The sequence below is a fragment of the Amycolatopsis alba DSM 44262 genome (genome assembly GCF_000384215.1).
GTDB classification, from domain to species: domain Bacteria; phylum Actinomycetota; class Actinomycetes; order Mycobacteriales; family Pseudonocardiaceae; genus Amycolatopsis; species Amycolatopsis alba.
Map to the genome: position 1 here is coordinate 6,278,598 of NZ_KB913032.1, position 22,492 is coordinate 6,301,089.

At 67.0% G+C, this 22,492-nt stretch carries 18 protein-coding genes; 9 read left to right on the forward strand and 9 right to left on the reverse strand.

The window, feature by feature from the left end; genetic code table 11:
* Positions 1-41: 41 nt before the first annotated feature.
* Positions 42-1,046 (reverse strand): AraC family transcriptional regulator, encoded by a 1,005-nt coding sequence (locus tag AMYAL_RS0129455; RefSeq protein WP_020634872.1) that lies wholly within the window; start codon positions 1,044-1,046, stop codon positions 42-44.
* Positions 1,047-1,488: 442 nt separating this feature from the next.
* Positions 1,489-2,496, reverse strand: a complete 1,008-nt coding sequence (locus AMYAL_RS0129460; protein WP_245193136.1) for a Dyp-type peroxidase — start codon at positions 2,494-2,496, stop codon at positions 1,489-1,491.
* A 459-nt stretch (positions 2,497-2,955) separates the two neighbouring features.
* Here AMYAL_RS0129460 and AMYAL_RS0129465 point away from each other — a divergent pair, with 459 nt between their 5' ends.
* The 4 genes from AMYAL_RS0129465 (at position 2,956) to AMYAL_RS0129485 (ending at position 10,496) form a co-directional block, all read left to right on the forward strand.
* Complete coding sequence (locus tag AMYAL_RS0129465) at positions 2,956-4,152, forward strand: right-handed parallel beta-helix repeat-containing protein (RefSeq protein WP_020634874.1); 1,197 nt, start codon at positions 2,956-2,958, stop codon at positions 4,150-4,152.
* 25 nt (positions 4,153-4,177) lie between these two features.
* On the forward strand, positions 4,178-4,900 hold the full coding sequence (locus AMYAL_RS0129470) for a hypothetical protein (protein ID WP_051137562.1): 723 nt from the start codon (positions 4,178-4,180) through the stop codon (positions 4,898-4,900).
* Positions 4,901-7,088: 2,188 nt separating this feature from the next.
* Positions 7,089-9,014: an MSCRAMM family protein gene (locus tag AMYAL_RS51085; protein WP_425332240.1), complete on the forward strand. Its 1,926-nt coding sequence runs from the start codon at positions 7,089-7,091 to the stop codon at positions 9,012-9,014.
* Positions 9,015-9,122: 108 nt separating this feature from the next.
* A complete protein-coding gene (locus AMYAL_RS0129485; protein WP_020634878.1) occupies positions 9,123-10,496 on the forward strand; it encodes a lytic transglycosylase domain-containing protein in 1,374 nt (457 codons plus the stop codon).
* A gap of 44 nt (positions 10,497-10,540) precedes the next feature.
* Here AMYAL_RS0129485 and AMYAL_RS46390 read toward each other — a convergent pair whose 3' ends face one another.
* Positions 10,541-13,630 carry an amino acid adenylation domain-containing protein gene (locus AMYAL_RS46390; RefSeq protein ID WP_020634879.1) on the reverse strand — a complete coding sequence of 1,030 codons (3,090 nt, stop codon included), beginning with the start codon at positions 13,628-13,630 and terminating at the stop codon, positions 10,541-10,543.
* Between the two features lie 815 nt (positions 13,631-14,445).
* On the reverse strand, positions 14,446-14,754 hold the full coding sequence (locus tag AMYAL_RS0129495; RefSeq protein WP_020634880.1) for an ANTAR domain-containing protein: 309 nt from the start codon (positions 14,752-14,754) through the stop codon (positions 14,446-14,448).
* A 568-nt stretch (positions 14,755-15,322) separates the two neighbouring features.
* Between AMYAL_RS0129495 and AMYAL_RS0129500 the strand changes: the two genes are divergently transcribed.
* From AMYAL_RS0129500 to AMYAL_RS0129510, 3 genes are all read left to right on the forward strand, one after another.
* Positions 15,323-16,354 (forward strand): hypothetical protein, encoded by a 1,032-nt coding sequence (locus tag AMYAL_RS0129500; RefSeq protein WP_020634881.1) that lies wholly within the window; start codon positions 15,323-15,325, stop codon positions 16,352-16,354.
* A gap of 1,110 nt (positions 16,355-17,464) precedes the next feature.
* Entirely contained in the window at positions 17,465-17,845 is a 381-nt protein-coding gene (locus AMYAL_RS0129505) for a hypothetical protein (RefSeq protein WP_020634882.1), read from the forward strand.
* A gap of 266 nt (positions 17,846-18,111) precedes the next feature.
* On the forward strand, positions 18,112-18,708 hold the full coding sequence (locus AMYAL_RS0129510; RefSeq protein ID WP_020634883.1) for a response regulator transcription factor: 597 nt from the start codon (positions 18,112-18,114) through the stop codon (positions 18,706-18,708).
* Positions 18,709-19,198: 490 nt separating this feature from the next.
* On the opposite strand, the gene AMYAL_RS49950 is transcribed toward AMYAL_RS0129510, so the two are convergent.
* Positions 19,199-19,375: a hypothetical protein gene (locus AMYAL_RS49950; protein ID WP_020634884.1), complete on the reverse strand. Its 177-nt coding sequence runs from the start codon at positions 19,373-19,375 to the stop codon at positions 19,199-19,201.
* A 432-nt stretch (positions 19,376-19,807) separates the two neighbouring features.
* Between AMYAL_RS49950 and AMYAL_RS49400 the strand changes: the two genes are divergently transcribed.
* Together AMYAL_RS49400 and AMYAL_RS0129525 are read left to right on the forward strand one after the other, a co-directional pair.
* Positions 19,808-19,951, forward strand: a complete 144-nt coding sequence (locus tag AMYAL_RS49400) for a hypothetical protein (protein WP_020634885.1) — start codon at positions 19,808-19,810, stop codon at positions 19,949-19,951.
* Between the two features lie 128 nt (positions 19,952-20,079).
* On the forward strand, positions 20,080-20,517 hold the full coding sequence (locus tag AMYAL_RS0129525) for a Scr1 family TA system antitoxin-like transcriptional regulator (protein WP_020634886.1): 438 nt from the start codon (positions 20,080-20,082) through the stop codon (positions 20,515-20,517).
* A gap of 285 nt (positions 20,518-20,802) precedes the next feature.
* On the opposite strand, the gene AMYAL_RS0129535 is transcribed toward AMYAL_RS0129525, so the two are convergent.
* The 4 genes from AMYAL_RS0129535 to AMYAL_RS0129550 are packed head-to-tail and all read right to left on the reverse strand — an operon-like array spanning position 20,803 to position 22,411.
* A complete protein-coding gene (locus tag AMYAL_RS0129535; RefSeq protein ID WP_020634888.1) occupies positions 20,803-21,111 on the reverse strand; it encodes a hypothetical protein in 309 nt (102 codons plus the stop codon).
* A complete protein-coding gene (locus AMYAL_RS0129540) occupies positions 21,108-21,425 on the reverse strand; it encodes a hypothetical protein (RefSeq protein ID WP_020634889.1) in 318 nt (105 codons plus the stop codon). Before AMYAL_RS0129540 ends, AMYAL_RS0129535 begins: the two co-directional genes overlap by 4 nt.
* Positions 21,426-21,428: 3 nt before the next feature.
* Entirely contained in the window at positions 21,429-21,956 is a 528-nt protein-coding gene (locus tag AMYAL_RS47860) for a hypothetical protein (RefSeq protein ID WP_020634890.1), read from the reverse strand.
* Positions 21,953-22,411: a hypothetical protein gene (locus AMYAL_RS0129550; RefSeq protein ID WP_020634891.1), complete on the reverse strand. Its 459-nt coding sequence runs from the start codon at positions 22,409-22,411 to the stop codon at positions 21,953-21,955. The genes AMYAL_RS47860 and AMYAL_RS0129550 overlap by 4 nt, the downstream gene beginning before the upstream one ends.
* Between the last annotated feature and the right edge of the window lie 81 nt (positions 22,412-22,492).

A 22,492-nucleotide genomic window follows, 5' to 3' on the forward strand; every position in this document is an offset into this window, starting at 1 on the left:
GCGACAGCCAGAGCCGGTTCGCGACAGGGCTATGCGGGCAGTCACAGATCGCGCTGGACCGGGCACTGTCGCAACGTCGTGGCGGGTGCTTCGCCGTAGCGCTCGCGATAGAAGGCGGCGAAGCGTGGCACGTGCCCGAATCCCCACCGGAAGGCCACTTCCGCCACCGTCACCCCGGTCACCGGATCCGCGGCCAGCAGGTCCTCCCTGACTCTCGTGAGCCGGATCTGCCGGACGTACTCGTGGGGCGAAACCCCTACGTGGTCACGGAAATGCCGTTGAAGTGACCGCGGATCGACACCGACTTGCGTCGCGATCCGGCCGACGGAGAGATCGGTCTCGGGGTGCGTTTCGATCAACTCGATCGCCCGCTTCAACGGGGAGGGACGCGAAGCACGGTCCACTCCGGACTCGAGCTCGCCGGAGTAGTTGTGCGATTGTGCCAGCAGCAGACCGGTCATCAGGAACGACGACCACGGGGTGGCCCCGGATACATGACCGGTCAGGCCGATCGCGTCGAGGTCGTCGACGAGCAGCCGTACGGCCCTGGACCACGAGGCGGCCGCGGGCATGCGGAGATCCATGGCCGGGGTGAACCGGATCGGCGCGACGATCGGCCTGCCCAGCAGCTCCTCGAGGTGCCTGTCCAGTGCGTGCCGTTCCACCCGGACGTGGAGCTGGCGGTACTCCGAGCTCAGTGACATCCTGGCCCGCATCCGCGGCGAGATGATCCCGGCTGTCCGGAGGTCCACGACCACTTCGTCGGCGCCGCACGTGATCCGGTTGCGGCCGCCCCACGAAAGGTTGACGTCGTAGTAGTCGACCTGCTCCGTCAGCTCGGCGCCGAGCTCGGCGCCGCGATGCCATCCGTAGACCAACGACAACGGCCCCAGCGAGGCGACCGCAAGCTCGCTACGGACAGTCGCGCCACGTCCCAGCGGGGTGAGCTGATGCGGGGTCAGATAGCGGGACACGGCAGTGCGGAACCCATCGACATCGGCGTTACGCAGCACCGCGTAACGCCCCAGTGTCCCATCACGCGCCATGCCTTGCTCCTTGCTCAGCCGCCCTCCATCCTAAGACGACCGGCTGCACCGTCAAGGATGGCAGGTGCGCCATCGGTGCCCGGCCGCGGTCGGGCACCGATCGACAGCACGCTGGTAACCGTGGTTCGGCGCCGGCCGCTGGCGGGCAGGCCAGGACGGTCGTCCTTTTCGCACGCCCCGACAGGTGCTCGAACCGGCAGATTCGCCATGCCCGGCACTTGCTGAGCAAGTTGGACGACGGGCTCGGGGGCGGGGGCGGTGATTGCGGCATCGCGTTCCTGAGCACCGACGCCGGTCCGGACGTCGTGCGGCTGCGTGAGTGGTGGGCCTCGGTGAACGTGCGTCCGCTTCCGGTGCGCGTACCGCCGGTGCGACATGAGTCAGCTGACCAGCGGCCGCAGGGACGACGACGTCCGGTGCCGGTGGGTACCCGAGGGGCCGGTCAGCCGGGCAGGCGCAGGACGGTGTTGTCGCCGGTTCCTGGCAGCATCAGGAATACCGCCGAGCCGGTGTGCTGAACGAAGTCGTTGAGGGCGTCCTGTTCGGCGAGCCGTGCCTGGACTCTGGTGAACAGCGCTGGGTCCTTCATGAAGGCCAGGAAAAGCAGACCGGTTTCGTCGTTTCCGGACGAGTAGGTGAATCCGCGCCGGAGCATCTGGCGGCCGCCGTCGAAACGCGCGTGTGCCCGGCGGCTGTGCGCGTCGACGGGCAGTACGTAGGTGCCGTCGGGATGCTTGGCGAACAGGTTGATCTCGTCGAACTCGTCGTGCCCGGTCAACGGGGCTCCGGTGTCCCGCCTGCTCCCGATCACCGCTTCCTGGCGTGAGGTCGGCAATGCGGCGAAACGCTGGACGTCCATCGGGATTCGGCGGACGACCAGGAAGGTGCCGTGCCGCCAGGGGCCGTCCGGTATCCACACGGCGTTGTCGACGTCTGTGGTGGTGCGCGGATTCCCGGTTCCGTCTTTGAAACCGAAGGCGTTGCGTGGCGTGGCGGGTCCCGGCTGGGTGAACCCGGTCAGCCGCCAGCGGGTGGTGAGCACGCCTTGGCTCAGGCGGGTGAGCGTCTGCGCGGTCTGCAGCGACACCAGAGGATCGTTCGAGCAGATCTGGGCGGCGAGGTCGCCGCCGCAGAAAGCCGGCTGTAGCCGGTCGCCCGGCAGAGCGGGTATCGGCGCCAATTCCTTGGGCGCGGCCAGGCCGATCTTCCCTGGCAGGTCCGGTCCCACGCCGACGGTCACAGTCAAGCCGGTCGTGTCCAAGCCGACAAGCTCTGGGGCGTCCGGGATGCCTCGCGTGGCGGGTTCGATGGCGCGTGACCAGTCGGCGAGCACTCGGTCGACGGCCAGCCGGTCCGTTCCGCCGACCAGGTTGAGGGCCAGGAACAGCAGGCTGCGTGGTGCCGGGTCGACGATTCCGGCCTGGTGTGTGCCTCGGAAAGAAGGCGGCACGGCGGCCACCTGAGTGCGAGGTTCGGCCGGAGCGCAGGCGCTCAGGCCCAATCCCGTGGCGGAAGCGGTCGCGCCAAGCAGAAATGCCCGGCGGCCGGTGGTCGCGCTGCCTGGTGAAGCTTCTGACATGAAGGAATTTCCTGAAATCGGGCCGGTTCGCGCCGACTGAATACCGCGGTGAACGCCGACGCCGGACGGCATCGCAAAGTTCTACGATGGTACCTGACCTTGTCCGGACTGGTCCGCAGGAGAAGACCTGTGCCGGTTCCTTCGAGAGGTCTTACCCATTCGGGTGTTCGTTTCCCGTTCTGCTCAACTTCAAGCGGTCACGGGCCGATTTGGGGGATGGCAGCCGCGTATCGGCTTTTTTCGGGTGCCCTTGTCCGGATTCACAGCGCGAACAACGGGAAGTTTCAGCTCGACATGGTGAAGTCTGGTCGACGATGTCGACGTTCGGCGGTGGTCGTTCTCGTTGCCCTTGTCACCGCTTCGTCCGCCGGATGTGCCGGCGACTCCGGGGCACCGGCGGCGCATTCGAGTCCGCAGGTCATCCGGGTCCCGGAAGATGCCAAGACGATCCAGCAAGGGCTGGACGCCGCCCAATCGGGTGACCTGGTGTTGGTCGGGCCGGGGGAGTACCACGAGAGCGTCACCCTGACCAAGCCGCAGGTGGTCTTGCGGGGTGTCGATCGCAACAGTGTCGTCGTGGACGGGGACTTCGCGAAGGTCAACGGCATCACCGTCACCGGAGCGCAGTCGGTGGTGGAGAACCTGACGGTACGGCGGTTCCTGGCCAACGGTGTGCTGTTCACCGGCGTGACCGACCAGAAACTGCAGGGCCCCGGTGCCGGTGGCGCCCACTACGACCCGCTCGATCCTCAGCGTTTCCCGCCATTGCAGGGTTTTCGTGCTTCCTTCGTGACGGCCTACAACAACGCGTTGTACGGGATCTACTCCTTCGACGCCCGAGACGGGGTCATCGAGGACTCTTATGCCTCCGGCCAAGCCGACTCCGGGATCTACGTCGGCCAGTGCCGTCCCTGCAACACCGTCGTGCGCGACAACCTGGTCGAGCACAACGCGGTGGGCATCGAGGTCACCAACGCGTCGGAGAACCTGTGGTTCCTCGGTAACCGCGTGGTGCGTAACCGGGTCGGAATGACCGTGAACTCGAACGACTTCGAATCCCTGGCACCGCAGCACGGCGCTGTGCTGGCAGGCAACACCATCGCCGACAACAACGATCCACACAGCCCGGCGCAGGCCGACGGCGGGTTCGGGATCGGCATCGGAATCGGCGGGGGGAGCGCGAACACCGTCGTGCGCAACCTGGTCGAGGGCAATACGGCGGCGGGGATCATCGTCAGTGACGTCCAGGGCTACGCCGCCGACGGCAACACCGTCACCGACAGTCTGGTGACCGGCAACGGTGCTGATCTGGTTCTCACCGCCGCGGGCAAGGCGAATCAGCTGGGTGGCCAGCCCGGCACGGCACCGGCCGCCGTCACCGCGCCGCCGGGTGCCGATTTCCGCGGCCTGCCACAGCCGCCCGCCCAGCCACGGCTCCCTGGCGGTCCCGATGCCCCTCAGCGGGCGGCGACGGGACTGCCGGGCCAGGTGGACCCGGATGGCTATCCATTGCCCGCCGCTCGGTGATTTCGCCGATCCGAATGAGGTGCGCATGAACTGGCGGTCTCGACGAGTCCGGTGGCTGGCCGCTGCGCTGGTGGTCGTCGCCGTCGTGGGAGTCGGCGTGTGGGCGCTGACACCGCAGGCGAAACCGGAATCACGGCCGGCGACCCTCGACGAGGCCGCGAGGTTGGCGATGGCGCGGTACACCACCTACCAGAACAGCCCCGTACGAGTGCGCGTGCAAGCCCCGATGGCGGGAAGTACGGTCGTGGTCGAGGGCGTGGTGGACTACCGCCGGCACCACGCGGTCGGTTCCTATGAATTCGTCGGCTCGTCGGAGGGCCTGGTGGCCTGGGACGACAGGGGGCTGGCGGTCGCTCCGGGCAAACGAGCGGACCCGCTCGTCGCGGCGGGGACCATGGCACCTGCGGACTGGTCGCCGCGCTCGTACACGCCCGATCCTCTGGACGCGGCCCTGCGGCTGTCGATGCTCATGGGGCAGGATCGGCCGGACAACGCCCAAGTGCTGGCCGAGCAGGGGCCACGGTGGCTACGCGGCGAGGTGATCGACGGTAAACCCTACGAGGTGTTCGCGGGCCCGCGACCGAGGTCGGCGGCCGATGGCGGGCACTCTCCGCTCACCTACTGGATCGACGACACCGGTGGGCTGCGCCGGGTGACCAGGAAAATGGCGGATCTCGGCACAGTGGTCATTGATTTCCCCGGAGGGCGAGCGGGAGAAGTCCCGGTGAATCCCTGGCAGTCCAGATGACGACCGAGTGGAACAGGTCGATCCGTGGATCAGCGCGCTCAGCACGGAATTGACGATGTGCCAAATGATCGCGCTCTCCGGTCTGTGCCGTCCGGAGATCGGTAATGTGGCGGACCGAAAGACATGAAGAATAGCCAAGGAATCAGCCGGTGGCGCTGCTGATTCGCTTCTGCTGCCGAAAGAATTCGGCTCTGTCCGGCGATGATGAAATGTTTTCAAGCCGACTCGATAGGGTGGGTTTCGTCGGTTTCACACCGATTCGCGTGGCGTGTTGATCTTGGCTCGGGGCATGCTCTTTACGCGCGGCATACGTCCAGGCGGCAGTCGAGCCTGCGGATACGCCGGCTTGTCTTTGCCGAAGTCAGACCCCTGACCCGACACCGGATGTGATGCGATGACCCACTCCGTCCCTGCGTCGCGACTCAGTGAATCGCATCGGAGACCGCGCAGACTGTCGTGGATTCGGCGGCTGGCGATCGTGACTCTGTCCCTGGCCTCCGCAGCCGCGCCCGGCCTGGCCGGCGGAACGTCCGCCGCTCAGGCGGCCCCGAGGGCGGACGGCGACGGAACCGTGACCGTGCGGGTGGTCCGGGCGGTGGACGACTCCGGCAAGTACACCCCCGTGCTCGAGCCGGGGATGTCCGGTGTCACGGTCAACCTGACCGACGACGCGGGCGCCACGATCTCCGGGACGACCGCCGCGGACGGCACGGTCACCCTGTCACCCGCCGGCAGCCCGCTGGCCGGGGGCAAGTATCGCGTCCAGGTGATGAACCCGAAACCGGACCTGTTCTTCTCGGCGTTCGCGGACCGCGCAGGCCTGGACAACGCACCGGGCAACCTGAGCAGCACCGAAGAGTTCGTGGACCTCTCGGGCGGCAAGAACGTCTCCTACACCACAGGATTCTGGAACCCAGGCGACTACTGCCAGAAGAACGCGACGCTGGTCACCGCCTGTATCCGCAACGACGTGACCCCCGAACCCGCGACGTCGCGGACGCTGGTGTCCTTCCCCTACAACGCCAGGGGAGTGAACAATCAGACGACCGACCTCGCCACACACGCCGACACCGGCGCGCTGTACGGGATCGGATACAGCAAACAGAAGAAGTGGATCTTCAGTGGTGCCACCGCGCACCGGGGATCGGCCTACGGGCCCTCCGGCGCCGGTGCGATCTACCGCACCGATACCAAGACCAACGCCACGTCGCTGTTCACCACGGTCCCCGGCGCCGGGGGCACGCCACACGACTTCGCCACGGACATGGACCTCGCGTTCGCGCCTCATGTGGCCAAGGAGTCCCTCGGCGACGTCGAGGTCAGCGAGGACGGCAAGGACCTGTACGTGGTCAATCTCGCCGACCGCAAGCTGTACCGGTACGACGCGACACAGCCGACCGCTTCGGCTCCGAAGGCCAGCTACGCCATTCCGGGCCCGGACACCCCGTGCGCGGCCGCCGGTGACTGGCGGCCTTACGGGCTGGGAGTGCAGGACGGCGTCGTCTATGTCGGCGGTGTGTGCTCGGCCGAATCGAGCCAGCAGCGCGCGGACCTGCGCGCGGTCGTGCGTACCTTCGATCCCGCCGCGGAGGCCTTCGGCTCGGTCGTGATGGATCAGAAGCTGGACTACCCCCGCCCCGTCACGTACACCGTTGCCCCGTGCAAGGGCGACGCCTGGTTCCCCTGGTCGGACACGATTCCGCTGAAGCAGGGGAACGTGACCTGCGGCAACACGTACTCGTCCAACCCGGAACCCATGCTCGCCGACGTCGTGGTCGACACCGACGGTTCGCTGATCCTGGGCTTCCGTGACCGCTACGCCGACCAGATCGGGCAGGGCCAGCGCGCGGTAGCGGGCGGAGGCCTGCTCACCCCGTCCGCGGGTGGCGCGCTGAGCCGGGCGTGCCCGGACTCGACCGGCAAGTTCGTGATGGCGGAGAACATGGGGTGTGGCAAGACGACCCGCGGGGCCGGCTTCTACGACCAGCAGCGCACGGGCTTCCACTTCAACGCCCTGTTCTCCGGTATCGCGCTGTCCAAGGTCGAGACCACGATCGCCAGCTCGGCCATCGACCCGATCGGGACCACCTTCACCGGTGGCACGGCNTGGACGAACCGGGACGGCAGCCGTCCCCCGGAGGCCAGGTCGGGCAACCAGTTGAGCAGCAGCTTCGGCAAGGGCGCCTCGATGGCGGACCTGGAGGTGCTGTGCGACGAGGCGCCGCTGCAGATCGGCAACCGGGTCTGGTACGACGTCGACAAGGACGGAATCCAGGATCCCGGCGAACCGCCGGTGCCAGGGGCGACGGTGCGGCTCTACGACGCGACCGGCAAGCTGGTCAGCACCACAGTGACCACCAGCCGCGGCGAGTACTACTTCGACAACACCAACGTCCCCGGCGGCCTCCTGCCCCGCACCCAGTACACGATCAAGGTGGACAAGCCGGAGGACTACGAGCCGGGTGGCCCGCTCCACCAGTGGTACGTGACCAAGAACGACGCCGGGCCGAACCGGTTCATCGACAGTGACGGCGTCGTACCCGCAGGGGGAAGATTCCCCGAGAAAGCCGTCACGACCGGCGGGCCAGGGGAGAACAACCACACCTACGACTTCGGGTTCAACCAACCCGAAGGCAAAGTCAGCGTGCTGAAGCAGGATCAGGATGGCAAACCCTTGCCTGGCGCGGTGTTCCAGCTGTGGCGAGAGACCAACACGACTCCCGGTCTCCAGTCCGACGGCACGACACCGGATACGAAGGTCGGCTCGGCCTGCACCACGGGGCCGGACGGCTTGTGCGGCGCGACGGTTCCGCTCGGCACGTACTACTGGCAGGAGACCGCGGCACCGGACGGATATCTGCTACCGGACCCGGCGGTCTTCGGTCCCCTCGAGCTGACCGCCGACAACTACGTCGAGGGCGTCAAAGCGACCGCTGTCAACCGGATGATGACCGGTGACGTCAGTGTCCTGAAGCAGGACAAGGACGGCAAACCTTTGCCTGGTGCGGTGTTCCAGCTGTGGCGGAAGACCAACGGTGACGGTGGTGGCCTCAAGATCGACGGCCCGAACCCGGACACGAAGATCGGCGACCCCTGCACCACGGGCGCGGACGGCATCTGCACCTCGCATCAGCCGCTCGGTGAGTACTTCTGGCAAGAGACCAAAGCACCGGACGGATACCTGCTCCCGGACCCGGCGATCTTCGGGCCACTGACGCTGACCAAGGACAACTACACGCAAGGTGTCCGGGTGACAGCGGTCAACACCCTCGCCACCGGCACGGTCAGGGTCCTGAAGCACGACAGTGACGGCAAACCGTTGCCTGGTGCGGTGTTCCAGCTTTGGAAGAAGACCAACGGCGACGGTGGTGGCCTCAAGATCGACGGCCCGAACGCGGACACCAAGATCGGCGACCCGTGCACGACACCGGCCGGCGGTATCTGCACCGAGACCGTTGCGCTGGGCGTCTACTACTGGCAGGAGACCAAGACACCCGACGGGTACGTCCTGCCGGATCCGGCGATCTTCGGTCCGCTCGCGCTGACCAAGGACAACTTCGCCCAGGGCGTCAGTGTCACCGTCGTGAACAAACCGCAGGGAGGCGAGATCCGTCTCCTGAAGAAGAGCGAGGGCGACGGCAAGTCGTTGTCCGGTGCGGTGTTCCAGTTGTGGAAGAAGACGAACGGTGACGGTGGCGGACTCAAGATCGACGGCCCGAACGCGGACACCAAGATCGGCGAGCCGTGCACGACGAACGCGCAGGGAGTCTGTGACTTCCCGGGCCTGCGGTGGGGCGACTACTACCTCCAGGAGATCTCCGCGCCCGCCGGATACCTCCTGCCCGCCAAAGCGATCAGCGGCCCGCACACGCTGACCGAAGCCAATTCCGGTCAGGCGCTGGAAGTGACCCGGCTGAACCAGAAGACGCCGCCGCCTCCGCCTCCTCCGCCGCCGACACCTCCGGGCACGCCGCCGGCGCCGCGGCCTGCCCCGCCGTTGGCCAACACCGGGTTGTCCATGTCGGTGTACAGCCTCGCCGCGGTGTGCCTGTGGTTCCTCGGTGGAGGCGCGCTGATGCTGATCGCGACCCGTCGCCGCCGACGGCGCAGCTGATCGGACGGGTGTGTTCTCCCCGCCCGCCGGGCGGGGAGAACACACCCCCTCTCACCACCATCGAAAGCTCCACCAGTACGGCTTCTTGACGAAACGGAGAGATCGGCGATGACAAGCACGCGGTCGCACACCGCTGGCAAGTACCGGCAGCGAACGGCGGGCGCCTGTGCGGCGGCCGCGTTGGTCGTCGCCGGTGCAGTCGGTTCAGGCCCGTACAGCCAGGTCGAGAACGTGGCTGTGCCCAGCCACCCGCTGGGCGCCGACCAGGTTCCGGTCGCCGGTCAGGTTCCGGTCGCTTCGGAACCGGGGGTCGGCATGCAACCGCCGCCCGCCGGGATGCCCGAACCTGTGGCCCCTCGGATCCAGCTGGTCGCGGCCTATCAGTCCGGGTCGTCCGCGCCTTCGGCCGTGTCGGCGACGGGCATCCCCACCACCGCACTGGCCGCCTACACCAACGCCGCCGCGGTACTGGCCCGGCGCGACCCGTCCTGCGGCCTGCCGTGGTCGATGCTGGCAGGCATCGGCCGGGTCGAGTCCAATCACGGCCGGTTCGGCGGGGCGACGCTGGGCGCCGACGGCTATCCCAACCCGCCCATCCGGGGCATCCCTCTCGACGGCAGGCCGGGCGTCGCGCTGATCCGAGCCACCGACGGCGGCAAATGGACCGGCGACCCCGTGTTCGAACGGGCCGTCGGCCCCATGCAGTTCATTCCCTCCACCTGGCGGGCCGCCGGCGCCGACGGCAACGGTGACGGGACTGCCGACCCGAACAACATCCACGACGCGGCCTTGGCCGCGGCCGGCTACCTGTGTTCCGGTGGCGGCGACCTGCGCTCCGACGCAGGAGCCCGCGCCGCGGTGTTCCGTTACAACCATTCCGCGTCCTACGTCGCGACCGTGCTGTCGCTCGCTCGCGACTACGAGCACGGCATCTCCGCGCAACTGCCGGCTGACCCCGTCGGCACGGTGTCCGAACCCGGTCGAGTCCAGAACCTGCCGCCGGCCTCGGTGACCGTCGTCGATCCGCAGCGTCCTGCGACGGCACCCGCGGCGCCGTCGGTGGATGCTCCCGCGCCACCGCATGCCGGACCGGCCGCGCCCGCCGCGCCCGCCGCGCCGGTCGCGGCGCGACCAGCCGGCGAAAAGCCGGTGGCGGAAGCCGCCGCACCCGCGCCAGCGGTAAAGCCGGCACCACCGGTCGACACGCAACCGTCCCCGGACATCAAGGACACCATCCACGCGGCGATCTGTGAGATGGCCGCCAAGCTCCCCGGAACAGCCCAGGAAGCGGTCAAACGAGCCACGGCCACAGTGCTTCGCCGCCACAAGCTGAAGCCGGTGAAGCAGACGGCGATCCCGACGTGCCGGGCTGCCGCCCAGCCCTCGGGCGCGGATCCGGACGATGAGGGAACGCCCCTGGACGAACCTGGCGATCCGTCGGCGCACCGGCGACCTCTCAAAGTGTCGAAGACGGAGGATTGAGCCGTGCGCGGTCGCCCAGGTGATCCACACCTTTCAGCAGAGAGTCAGGCTGTGTGCCGCGACCGTTGTGGCGGGCTCAGAAAGCCTGATTCGGTGAAGTGGTCCAGGTAGAGATCGATGAGGTTCGCGTCGACGGGAGGGCAGACCAGGTCGGTTTCGGCGATGGCGGCCTGGAAGTTCTCCCGCCCGAACCGGGGAAAGGTGCCCGCGAAGTACATCTCCTTCACGGATACGCCGGTGTCAGCGGCGGGCTCGAACATCGGCAGGTAGGGGGCCATGGGCTCGTCGGGGTCGGCGGCGGTGCGAGCGCTCATCCGCGCGACCCACCGCCGGTAGGGCAAAGTCCGGATCTGGTGACCGCGGGCGCGGAGGCGGTCGACCACCAAGTCGAGACGGGCGTCATGAGGGTTGGCGAGGTGGTACACGCGCCCGTCCGGCAGGCGATCCAGCGCGATGTGGGTGATGGCGTCCGCGGTGAAGTCCACGGGGACGAAGTCCAGCGGCAGGGGAATGCCGGGTGCGGTCCCGGTGTCGGCGATGCTGCGGAAAAGCGCGCACATCATGGTGTCGGTGTTCCAGATCCCGCTGTCGGTGGTGCCGGTGATCTCATACGGTCGATGGACCGCGATCGGCAGTCCGCGCTCGCCCGCGGCGTGGACGAGTTGTTCGGCGACCCATTTGGATTCCGGGTAACCCAGACGAATTTGCTCGACGTGGGCCAGCGGAGTGTCCTCGGCGACGTGGCGGGTTCCGGCGATGCCGAAGCCGGCGATAACGGCGATGGAGGAGATGTAGTGCAGGGGTTTGAGCCGCGTCGTGCACGCGAGGCGGACGATTTCCCGTGTTCCCTCCACGTTCGGCGCGCGCAGGGCCTTGTAGGGGTAGGCGAAGTTCACGTGGGAGCCATTGTGGATGATCAAGTCCGTTTCCTCGGCCAGCTCGGCGAAGCGGCGTCCTGATCCCAGCCGGGGCGTCGTCAGATCGCCTGCGAGCGCGGTCACCCGGTCTCGGACGCGGGTCCAGTCCAGCCCGTATCGACGCATTCGCGCGGCCAGCCTGGTAGCTGCCGCGGTGTCATCGCTCGCGCGGACGAGACACTGGACGCGCTCCACGCCCGCGCGCACGAGCCGGTCGATGAGGAACACACCCAGGAACCCCGTCGCGCCGGTCAGCAACACCGATCGGGGTGGCCACGCGGCGGGCGAGGTTGCGACGTCCAGTGTGCCGAGACGGGTGTCCGCCCAGTAATCGGGCCGGGAGACTACGGCGGCTTCGGCGACACCGGCTTTGGCCGCGGCGACGGTGGCGGCGAATTCGCGGAGTGTCGGTGTGGTCAGCAGGTGTGCGATGAGATCGCGCCCGTGTGCAGTGTCGATTTCCAGTTTGTGCTGAAGGACGGCGACTACCTGCGTGGTGTGCAGGGATTGTCCACCCAAAGCGAAGAAGTCGTCGTCGCGGGCGATGGCATCGACACCCAGGATGTCTCGCCAGACCTCGGCGACGGCCTTTTCGATCTTGCCGCGCGGACGGCTCCCGGTTTCTCTTTGTCCCGCTCGTGGAACCTGGGTGGGCAGCGCGGTCCGGTCGATTTTGCCGCTGGCGTTCAGGGGCAGGGCGGGGATCACCGTGATACGGCCGGGAATCATGTAGGACGGGACGTGATCGTGCAGATACCGGCGAATCTGACCGGCTAGCTTCTCTGGTGTGTCTTTCAGATCCGCTTCGGGTACCACCCAGCAGGCCAGTTGCTGTTCGCCTGCCCGAGGCTCGCGAAGGGTGGCAGCGGCTTCGCGAACCCGCGGATGGGCCGCCAGGGCGAGTTCGACTTCACGTAACTCGACCCGGTACCCCCGGATCTTGACCTGCCGGTCCTGGCGGCCCAGGAACTCGATCACACCGTCGTGGCGCCATCGTGCCAGGTCACCGGTTCGATAAAGGCGCGCGTCAGATCTGTCGCTGAACGGGTCGGGGAGGAAACGCTCGCGGGTCGCCGCCGGAGCACGGTGGTAGCCGTGTGCCACGCCGTCGCCGCCGACCCACAGTTCTCCGTCCTCTCCGATCTCCGCCACGCTGCGGTCGGAACGGAGCACGTAGGCCGAGGAGTTGCCGACCGGTCGGCCGATCGGAACCGACAGGGTGTCCTCGGGTACGTCGGCGAGGGAGAGTTCGTGCGTGGTGGACAGCACGCCGTTCTCGGTAGGGCCGTATCCGTTGAGAAGTCGCCCAGGAGGACTGTGTGCGAGCACCGCCCGCACACAACCGGGATTCAGCGCGTCGCCACCCGCCAGGAGACACTCCAAGGACGCGAACATATGGGGATGGCTGGTCGCGTGCTGATGGAAAAGCCCGGCGCTCAGCCACATCACGGTCGCGCCTTCCACGCGCAACAACCGATGCAGATCGTCCGACGACAGCAACGTCTGCTTGTCCGGTAGCACGACGCGAGCGCCGTTGAGCAGGGCGCCGAAAATCTCGAAGCAGGACACGTCGAAGGTGAGATTCGTCGTGGCCACCATCACGTCAAGAGAGTTCAGTCGTAGCCAGGTGCCACCACGCACCAACCGAACCACGGCACGGTGCGGCACCGCCACGCCCTTGGGGGTGCCGGTGGAGCCGGACGTGTAGATGACATAGGCCCGGTCATCCACCGAAACAGGAGGGGCCGGAATCGGCGTGCGAGAGACGGCGGGCACGTCTTCGACAGCGACAAGGTCGCAACCCAGCTCTCGCCCGAGATCGACGCTACGGGTGATCGCCAACCGCGGTCCGGCCTGGTGGACGAGCCTGGTCAACCGGCTGTCCGGATGCTCTTGATCCAACGGCAGGTAGGCCGCGCCGGTCATCAGCACACCGAGGATCACGGCAATCGCCTCGGGCGACCGACCGAGCAACACGGCCACGACATCGTCACGTCCGACGCCGCGAGCGAGCAGCGTTTCCGCGACACCGGACGCACGTGCGTGGAGTTCCTGGTAACTCCACGTCGACGTCCCCTCCCGGATGGCGACACGTTCCGGATGCTTTTCGCACTGTTCGCGAAACAACACCGGGATCGGCAGCGCGGGATAAGCGACAGAAGTCGCGTTCCAAAGGCGAACCCGGTCGGGACAGTCGACGTGACCTGAAGATGTCATCGGATCTCACTCTTTCAGGGCGGCTCTACGTCGCCGATACGTGGCACGTGTTCATCGGTAAACCGCGTAGTGACGAACCGACCTGCAGCGGTTGCCGAAGCTGTGAAGTTCCTGTATTCCCTATGAGACACTTGATCAAAGAGTCCACTGGGATTTCACTCAGTTCTACCAAGGTTTAACTGAAAAAGTTGCCACTTTCACAGTATTCAACGGATTTTGTTGATCAAATCATCTTGAAGTCCGGTTAAGCGCGTGTCCGGGTCGACGGTTGCCACCTGATGCTTCAGACATCCGTCTCCCCGGCGCCGGGTGGATTACCGGGTTCCGGGGAAGCGGATTCGCTGGCTCACCTCAGGCGAACGGTTGGCGTCATTCCTGGACAGGTCTTCGTCATCTGGTCTTGCCGAGTCAGCCAGTCTGTTGATGGCGTTCGACACGGCAAGGGGCGCGTGCACCTGGGCTACCGCGTTGAGATTCTTTTCGACGGCCTCGATGGCACGCTCCTCGTGCTTCTCTGATTTCTTTGCGAATATTGCTCACGTCAATCTCTCCTTCGGAAAGTAGTAGCGTCATTGGGTTTCCCAGGTAGTCGCGACATGAACCTCGATTTTCTTCTTTCATGCGAAAGTGGTAATGCGTCAGCCGTGTGGACGCGTTGTGGCGGCGGAGGTTTGCTCTCCGTCGACATCGTCCGCGCGCTGCGGCCTCTGAAGCAGGGGAGGCATGCACCGCTGCTTCGACAGGCGGCGCCTGTGCGGAACACCGCGCACCAATCGCGGGCTCGCTCGATCCGTGTGTGCCGGCGGGTGCTCGGTTCACCCGCCGAAGGTGACGCCGAGGACGATTCCTCGGGTCTCGGCCAGCACGACACGCACTGTCTCAGGGTTCTGTAAAGATTGCTCGCCGTGGCCGCCCGCGGTGACGATCACCGTCGCGACGTCGTGCAGTTTGACGTTGGTGTGCTGGGAGATCGTCGTCAACGCGGTGAATGCCTCCTCGGCGGTCCACCCTCGCAGCAGCATGAACATCCCTTTGGCCTGCTCGATCACCGGCTGCGTTTCCAGCGCCCGGCGCAGCTGGTCCCTCTCGACCGAGAGATCCTCCAGGTCCTCGTGTGTCGTCATGACCCGAATCTCACCGTATCCCAGGTGCGCTTCACCAACGGGGGAGGCCGGATTCTCGCAGCCATCAGGTGACCCGCTCGAGCGGCGTTCGACAGTGGAGGCAGCCGAACCCCTCGGGGCCATGGCATCGCCGTCGAATACGGCGGTCATCTTCAGGCTGACATGAGGGGAGGGACTGACGTTCGTTTGACAGACCCCCCGGACGATCGTGCTCGGCCTCGGCCTCGGCGTCGCCGGTGTCGGGTGGGGCAGCTGCACCGCGTGGTGAACCTGCGGCCGCAGCTGAGGTGTGTCGGCTGTGGCCGCCGGGTGCACGCGAGGGGTCAGCCCGCCCCGCTGTAACCCGCACCGGTGCCTCGAGTCGCGCGCCCGGTGGAGTCGGCTCACCATGGCCTTGATCCGACGTGCGGCGGGCCGGTCCCGGCCGTGGGGCGCGGTCGCGGACTTCGGCCGGGACACGTCCCCTTGCCGCCGGGGTGGTGGTTACCGGTCGTGCGCGGAGTCCGTCCCCGCCCGGTGACCGTGACCCTCTGTCCGATGGGTCGGTGGTGAGGCAAGGAGGAGTCCGATGATGTCCACACATGCCGACGGCCCGACGCGGGCGGCAGGGTCGCGGAGAGGCCGGTTCGGTCGTGCCGCGGTCGCGGTGATGGTGGTGGCGGGCGGTGTGACCGGCGTGGTCGTGTCCGCTCCGGCTGCCCACGCCGCCGGCTCGAGGATCTTCGACCGGCCGGGGTCGACCAGGTTCGTCGTGCCCGAGGGCGTCACCAGGCTCACGGTGCAGGTCTGGGGAGGCGGAGGAGCAGGCGGTGAAGGAACCCCTGGGTCCGGCAGTTTCAACAGCGGCCCCTTCAGCAACACGGGGGGCCGCGGGGGCGACGGAGGCAGTGGAGGCGGAGGCGGCGGCTACACCACCTGCACATTGACCGGGGTCCGCCCCGGGCAGAGCTTCGAGGTCTACGTCGGCGCCGGCGGCCGGAGCGAGTTCGACCCCGACGGACTAGTCGGTGACGTCCTTCATGTAGTCGGTGACGTCATCAAGGAAGCCGAGAACGACCTCGTGAGGGGCGTTGGCGGATCCTTTCTCGCCGAGGTCGTTGTCCCTTCCCTGCCCGTATCGCGGGAGGGTCTGCCCAGTGCTCTGATCGGCCTCGGTGTGGTCCACGACAGTGTGGTCGGTGCCCTGGGCGGCTCGGAGGGCCAGGAGGGCAGTTTCACCGGGAGTCCCGGTGGCACTGGAGGTGACGGGGTGTGCCGCAGCGGCGGTGACGTCTCCAGCTCCGACTTCACCTCGGTCTCCGGGGGCACCGGCGGTACCGGAGGCTCCGGCGGCCCCGGCACTTCCGGCCCGTTCAACCTCCGGGGAGGGACGGGTGGCGCCGGCGGCAACGGCGGCACCGGGCACGACGGCGTCGGCGGCGGTGGCAGCGGCGCCGGAGGCGGTGGCGGCACCCCCTCAGGCAGGGCAGGCCGCACCGGGACCGTGTCCGACGGAGGCGCCCGCGGCGCGGACGGGGACCCCGGTGAGTCCAACCACAGCGGGATAGGAGGAACTCTTGGCGGCAAGGGATCCCCTGGACGCGTGACACTCACCTGGTGATACCGGCCCCGCGTGTGGAGTGCCCGCAGAACCCCGCCGGGCACTCCACACGCCGTCGCCATAGCATCCGCCGAAATTAGATGGACATGGCTGACCAGGCTTCTGAGCCGGGGACCTGTGCACCGAGGAGCAAACCCAGGCAGACCACACCACCGAATCCGCAAACTAGGTCCGGACAACCCGCGCGATCACTGTCCAGAACTACCTTTCGGACCGCAGCTCAACGGCTTGGACCACCGTCAAGTTAGACCGGACAGGACATGTGCACGTGCCGGGGGCAGGGCCCGGCCGGGCCGGGCACGCTTGCGGCAAGGTCAATCCGAGGTCCGCAAGTATCGACAGAGGGCAGAAAGAGGTGCTGAACGCCGCCGCGTTCTTGTCGGCGGCTGGGTGGTCCCATCAAGGAGGTAGACCTGTGGCACCACGCCAACGTGTCGACGATGAGCTTCTACGTCGAATTATCGCCGAGGCGCGGGGCGATCCCTATGTCGTTAACCCGGTAACTCGCCAAAACCGTTCGTGCCACGAATAAAAATAGCATCACCAACAATCGCCCGATGCAGGCCCGTCGAGTACGATCCGTGCCGTGTGCCAGTGGGCCCGACTCAGGCAGCTTCCGGGCACATCAATAACATGTCGCGCCCAATGATCGAAACCACCGGCACGGTCACTGCTTGGCAGCGATTTATCCGCCCACCGAGATGGGAGGGGCGCGAGCCATCGTCCTGACGGACTCGTTGTGCCAGGCGAAAGCATCACGTGGCCGCGATCACACTGAGTGGTCAATGAAACCATCTCTTGATGTGTCGTTCACTGCGCTTCGGGCCTTAAATTCTGATCCATCCAGAATGGCACGCATCATAACGACAAGATCAGATTTCTCAGAGTCACTCGTTCAGTGTTTCAGCGGAGGTCAAAAAGGGTAAATGGCAAATTAACGCGCTGTAGATATTGCGACTGGGTCCTCTGTTGAGGTAAATCAAAAAGTCACCGTGCGGCCTTATTGTTAACGAGAACGCTGGGTCATTGGAAACGGAATCGGCACGGTGCTTTGCAGTGCGCAGGAAGGAAGTATAAGCCCGCGTCGGACCGGATCAATGGATCGTCAGCATGCTCGGCGCCGCGGACGAGGCCCCGCCCACCGATGAGGAGGGATTCCGCGCCTACGCGCGAGAACTGCGCAACCCCGACTTCGCGACGATCATCGATGAGGGTGCGCCCAGCGGCCCCATCCGCCGCACCCGTGCCATCGGCAACCGCTGGCACCGCTATGACCGCATGCGGCGGTGGCCTGCCCGCCTCATTGCCCTGGGCGACTCGATCTGCATTTTCAATCCTGTCTACGTCCAAGGTATGACCGTCGCCGCGCTGCAAGGCGCGCTGTTGACCCGCCACGCCGAGCGTGGTGACCTCGACAAGCTCGGGCCTGCGTTCCAGCGCGGCGCCGCCACCATCGTGGGCATCCCCTGGAGGGTCAGCACCTCCGTGTGAACATTCCGGACACGGCTACGCGGCGCGTGTCGAACCAGCCGTGTTGTGTCTGGGGTTGTACCTGGTGTTTGTTGGGATGTCTTTCTAGTGACTACAGCCATGTCGTCAGCGGCAAGCGATCACGAGACCCGCATCGAGCAGCTACTCTCTGTATGCGCTAGCCTCGCTGGCAGGAGATGGCCGCATCGCACGCGGATTTTCTGTCGCAGGATCGCCGGGTTGTGCCCCGCGGTGCAGCAGTTCTGGAAGCAGGGAAGTAGCATCGGGTGACAACTGTCTTGATCTGCGATGACCGCCGCAGTGTCCGTGACGGGCTGGCGCGGGTGTTGTCCGCGTTCCCTGGCGTCGGGCGCATCGATTGCGTCTCCACGGACGAGGAGCTGTACCTGAGGTATGTCCGTGAACCGGTTGACATCGTGCTGGTGGGCATGCAGCGGGCCCTGTCGGTCGGTCTGACGGCGGCGCGGAAACTTGTCGCCGCTGACCCGGGGGCGAATGTGATCGTGTTCGGCGCTCCGGGTGACGCGCCCACTGTCGCGACGGCGATCGCTGGCGGCGCCCGTGGCTATTTGCGCTGGGACGCCTCTCGCCCGGAGGTCGTCGCCCCGGTGGCGAGCACTCTGGCCAACGTTTCCGTGCCGGCGCCACGTGACCCGTCCGCGTCGGATGTCCACTTGACCCAGCGGGAGATGCAAGTGCTCTATGGCATGAGCCAAGGTAAGAGCAACGGTGAGATCGGTCGTGAACTATTTCTGGCCGAAGACACCGTGAAAACCCATGCCAAGCGCATGTTTGTCAAACTCGGTGTGCGCGACCGCGCTCAAGCGGTCGCGCATGGCTTCCGTCGCGGCCTGATGACCTGACCTTGAGCCAGTTGTAAACCTACCCGGAATAGAGATGTAACCGTGCGCGCGAGGCGCTATGTGCGGCGTGTCGCGACCACGTTGCCGAACTTCGGGGCCAGCGGCGTCCCTGACGCTGTCGGCTGTCTTTGCGCCGAAGAGGTACACAAGACCTTCCTGAGTGCAATGACCGCAGGAACGGGAACACTCGCGTTCGTGACGCGAGTAGCAGACCAGTCGGGTTCTGATGACATCGATCGGGTTGCTCGCCTGAGACTGGCTGACTAAAGCCCCGCGGCCACATGTATATCTGTTCATTGGTGAGCTGGCTGTGCGAGATGGGCACGCCCTGCGGATGAATAAATTGTCCATCTGTGGGTGTCGCTGTTCAAGGTAGGGGCGTGTCTCCTGTTGCGAACAGGTTGGTGTTTCACGTTCTTGCCGTAGCGTTCAGCTTTGGGGCGAGCAGGGGGCATGGCCAGAAACGATTCGGATGGGCGCGGGTGAAATTTCAACGGTCGTTGACGGGGTCAGTCTTGGATTCTGGATCGGCTAGGTCGGCGATTCTGTTGATGGCTTTCGACACCGCGAGGGTCGCGTGGACCTGAGCGACCGCGTTGAGGTTCTTTTCGACGGCCTCGACGGCTCGCTTCTCATGCCCCTCTGATCCGCTTCGGATGTCGTTCATGCTGAACCCTTCCTCGGAAACTCTAGTCTTGCAGAGATTCCCTGCGGTGCTGGGCGAGGAACCTGACTGTGGGGTTTTCACGCGAACGTGCCGATAGGTCAGCCGTGTGGACGCGCGCGGGCGATGTATCCCACTTTGCGTCAACACTGTGTGCGCCCGTTGGCGTCACGAGCCGCCCCTACTGCCGACGATAGAAGCGAAGGCGGTAACGCTCGCGCATCCAACGGTGTGCCGGAGCAGTTTCGATCCAGGCTCCGGTTTCCGAGCTGGTCATGCCGCTCGCCAGGTCGGCCGAGGCCCCGTGCGAGCACGGGGCCTCGGCGTGCACGTCGGCCTCAGCTCGTCCGGACCCGCCGGACAGGCAGGACACCAGCGGCGGGTTCGTCTCGGTAGCTGACAAGGTCGGACCAAGGCGGGGCGTTCGACTCTTCCGTGCTCGCCAACCTCCGCGTTCTCGCCGCCCTGCGCGGCACGGGCCTGGATGAGGGCAGCAGCCTGGCCCGGATCAACGAGGCCCTGCGACGTCACCGCCGCGCGGTGACCACGGTGCCGGATTCCGCTGTTTCCGACGCATGAGCCGCACGTGCTGCCTGGGACAGGGTGTTCGGTGTGCCGCGCGGACGAACTGTCGCGGTCCCGCTGCGGATTTGGCAGCCGCGAGCGGGGCGCCAGCTCAGGCGAGAGAGGCAGACACCGCGACCGCCATGGACAGCGTCGACAGAGTCCGTGCTGACGCTCTGACGCTCTGCGAGGCGGAGGAAGCAGCGGCGTCGATCCGTGGTTTCGGCGGGTTCGAGGTGCCTCAGTTGCTGCGGTCCGACGCGTATGCCCGCCTGCGGGGGGCGACACAGTACGACATGTGGCGCCCGGCCGCCGACGCGGTGGTGGAGCTGCTGCCACGCTGCCAGGCCATCGCGCGGCGCCGCCCGCCGGTGCGGATGTCCTTTGTGATCAGCGAAGACACGATCACCGCTTTGGAGAACGAGACCGCATCGGCTGCTGCGGTCGCTCAGCTTCGCTACCTGCGTGACCTTGCCAGGAAGCCGGCCCACTGCGTGCGGATCCTGCAACGACTCGGCCGGGCACGAGTCAGTATTCGCGCAGTCGTTGACACCCAACGACTTCACACGGGTCCGCGATGAGCGCACACGGTGCGATGTGGTGCGGCATTTCGCCGAGATGAACACGGTCTGTTTCGATCAAACGCGCAGCCGGGCCCGGATCGCCAGCGCGATCCGGTACTGCGAGAAACTGCGCCGCCGCACCGGCTGCCGGTGACCGTCGACCCCTCACAGTCGACGCGTGGGTGCGCGAGCGGCGCCGTCGGCTCGGATTACACGACAGCGGCGATCGATGACGGCGACTTGAGACCGCCGGCCGCGGTGAGACGCGACGAGACTGTTGACTACGGCGGGGATTCCCGTGCGCTACGAGCGCAAGGCGTGGCGGCCGGACGTGCCGGTTCCGGCGGGGCGGTCGACGCGCTGAGCGAGGTCGCGCAGCAGGCGGCATCCGCGCGGTCGGCGCCATCCGGTGCGGGGGCAACCCGCGCAGTGACCATGAGGGTCGACTGTGTGCTCGGCGAGCACGGCGCGCACGAGGCCGGTCAGGGCGTGGATCGCGTCTTTGGCGTCGTGCTCCCGGAAGCCGGGGCCGCGTTGCTGGGCGAGGGTGTCGTAGGCGTCGAGGCGGGTCCGCAGCTCTTCGGCGAAGGCACCCGCCAGGACGTGGTTCACGGGGTTTCCCTGGGCCAGCTGGGTGGGCGGGTCGCGGGGCGCGGGAGCCGATCGTGCAGGTAGTCCGGGACGAAGTCGGAGCGCCGGAGCCCGGCGTTCTCCAGCTGGTGCAGGGCGGTGTCGGACGGGCCGCAGGGCCATTCGCGGGAGTCGCGGCAAACCTGGCATTGGTAGGGGGTGTCCGGGCTGGGCAGGTGCCGGGTGACGGTGTTGATCGGATCCTCGGAGTGGCCGACCCTGCTCGATCGCGACACCAGCACGGGGACTTCCCGCGGCGGGGCGGGAGCTGTCGGCTCGGCGGTGTTGTCGTTCACGGGTCAGACCTCCATGTGCGGGATCGGCTGCCGGTGGCGGGGGAGGCACCGGCGTCCGCACAGCACGTCGTCGATCAGGTCGTCATAGGCGCGCGCGAGTTCGGCGAGCGCCGCGGACGCGTCGCGGACACGCGGGTCGCGCGTGGGCAGGGCGGCCATCTGCTGGGTGTACTGCCATCTCTGCGCCAACCGTGCCAGCAGGGCACCGACGGTCTCGGTGTGCAGGGAACCGCTGCGGGGATCGGACAGGGCCCTGGTGACGTGATCGTCGATCAGGCCGGCCTGGTTCGCGATGGCCCGGTCCCGGTGTCGTTGCGCGCGTGCTGCCGCGGCCGTGATCGTGTCGTCCGCCTCGCCCGGAACCCAGGCGGTGTCGGCGTGAGCCAGGTGCAGCAGGGCGAGCTCATGCGCGGCCGCGAGCACCGGATCGGCGCCGGCGGGAGCGATCTCGAAGGCGAGGAGCACAGCGCGGCCCGAAGGAACGGGACAGGCGCCGGCCGTCGTGTGGATCCCGGTCACGAGAGTGGTCATGGCCGGCTCCCAGACCGGGCGGGGGTGTCCTGGCACAGGCGGGTGAGCACGATCCGTTCGGTCGCGCTGAGGCTGAACTCGCCCACGGCGTCCAGCTCGGGGATCTCGTCTTCGCCGGGCAGGTCGTCCGGGAAGTAGCTGCTCGCGGCGTGTCGTGCCGCGTCCCACCTCACCGACCAGGCCGCGACCCGGCGCCGCCAGCCGAGCAGGTACTCGAGCGGGAGGCCGCGGAGTGCGGTGTCGACGGCGTGGCGCACCTGCACGGCGGGGATGTCCAGGCCCCGCAGCGGCAGCGGGCTGAAGCTCTCGGCCAGGACGCAGCAGATCAGCACGGATCTGGCGTGCCGGACCCGGTCGGTGACCGCGTCGGCGACGTGAGCAGGGGTGTCGTGGGTCGTTTCCGGTGCGCCGGTCGTGGCGTTCTGAGAGGGGCCGGATGGCGGGGCCTGGAGCATGGTTGCGGTTCCTTACGAGAGTCAGGGCGGTGGGTGCTCCGCGCCGGATGGGAAGGGCGCGGACGGAGGCGGCCGCCTGCG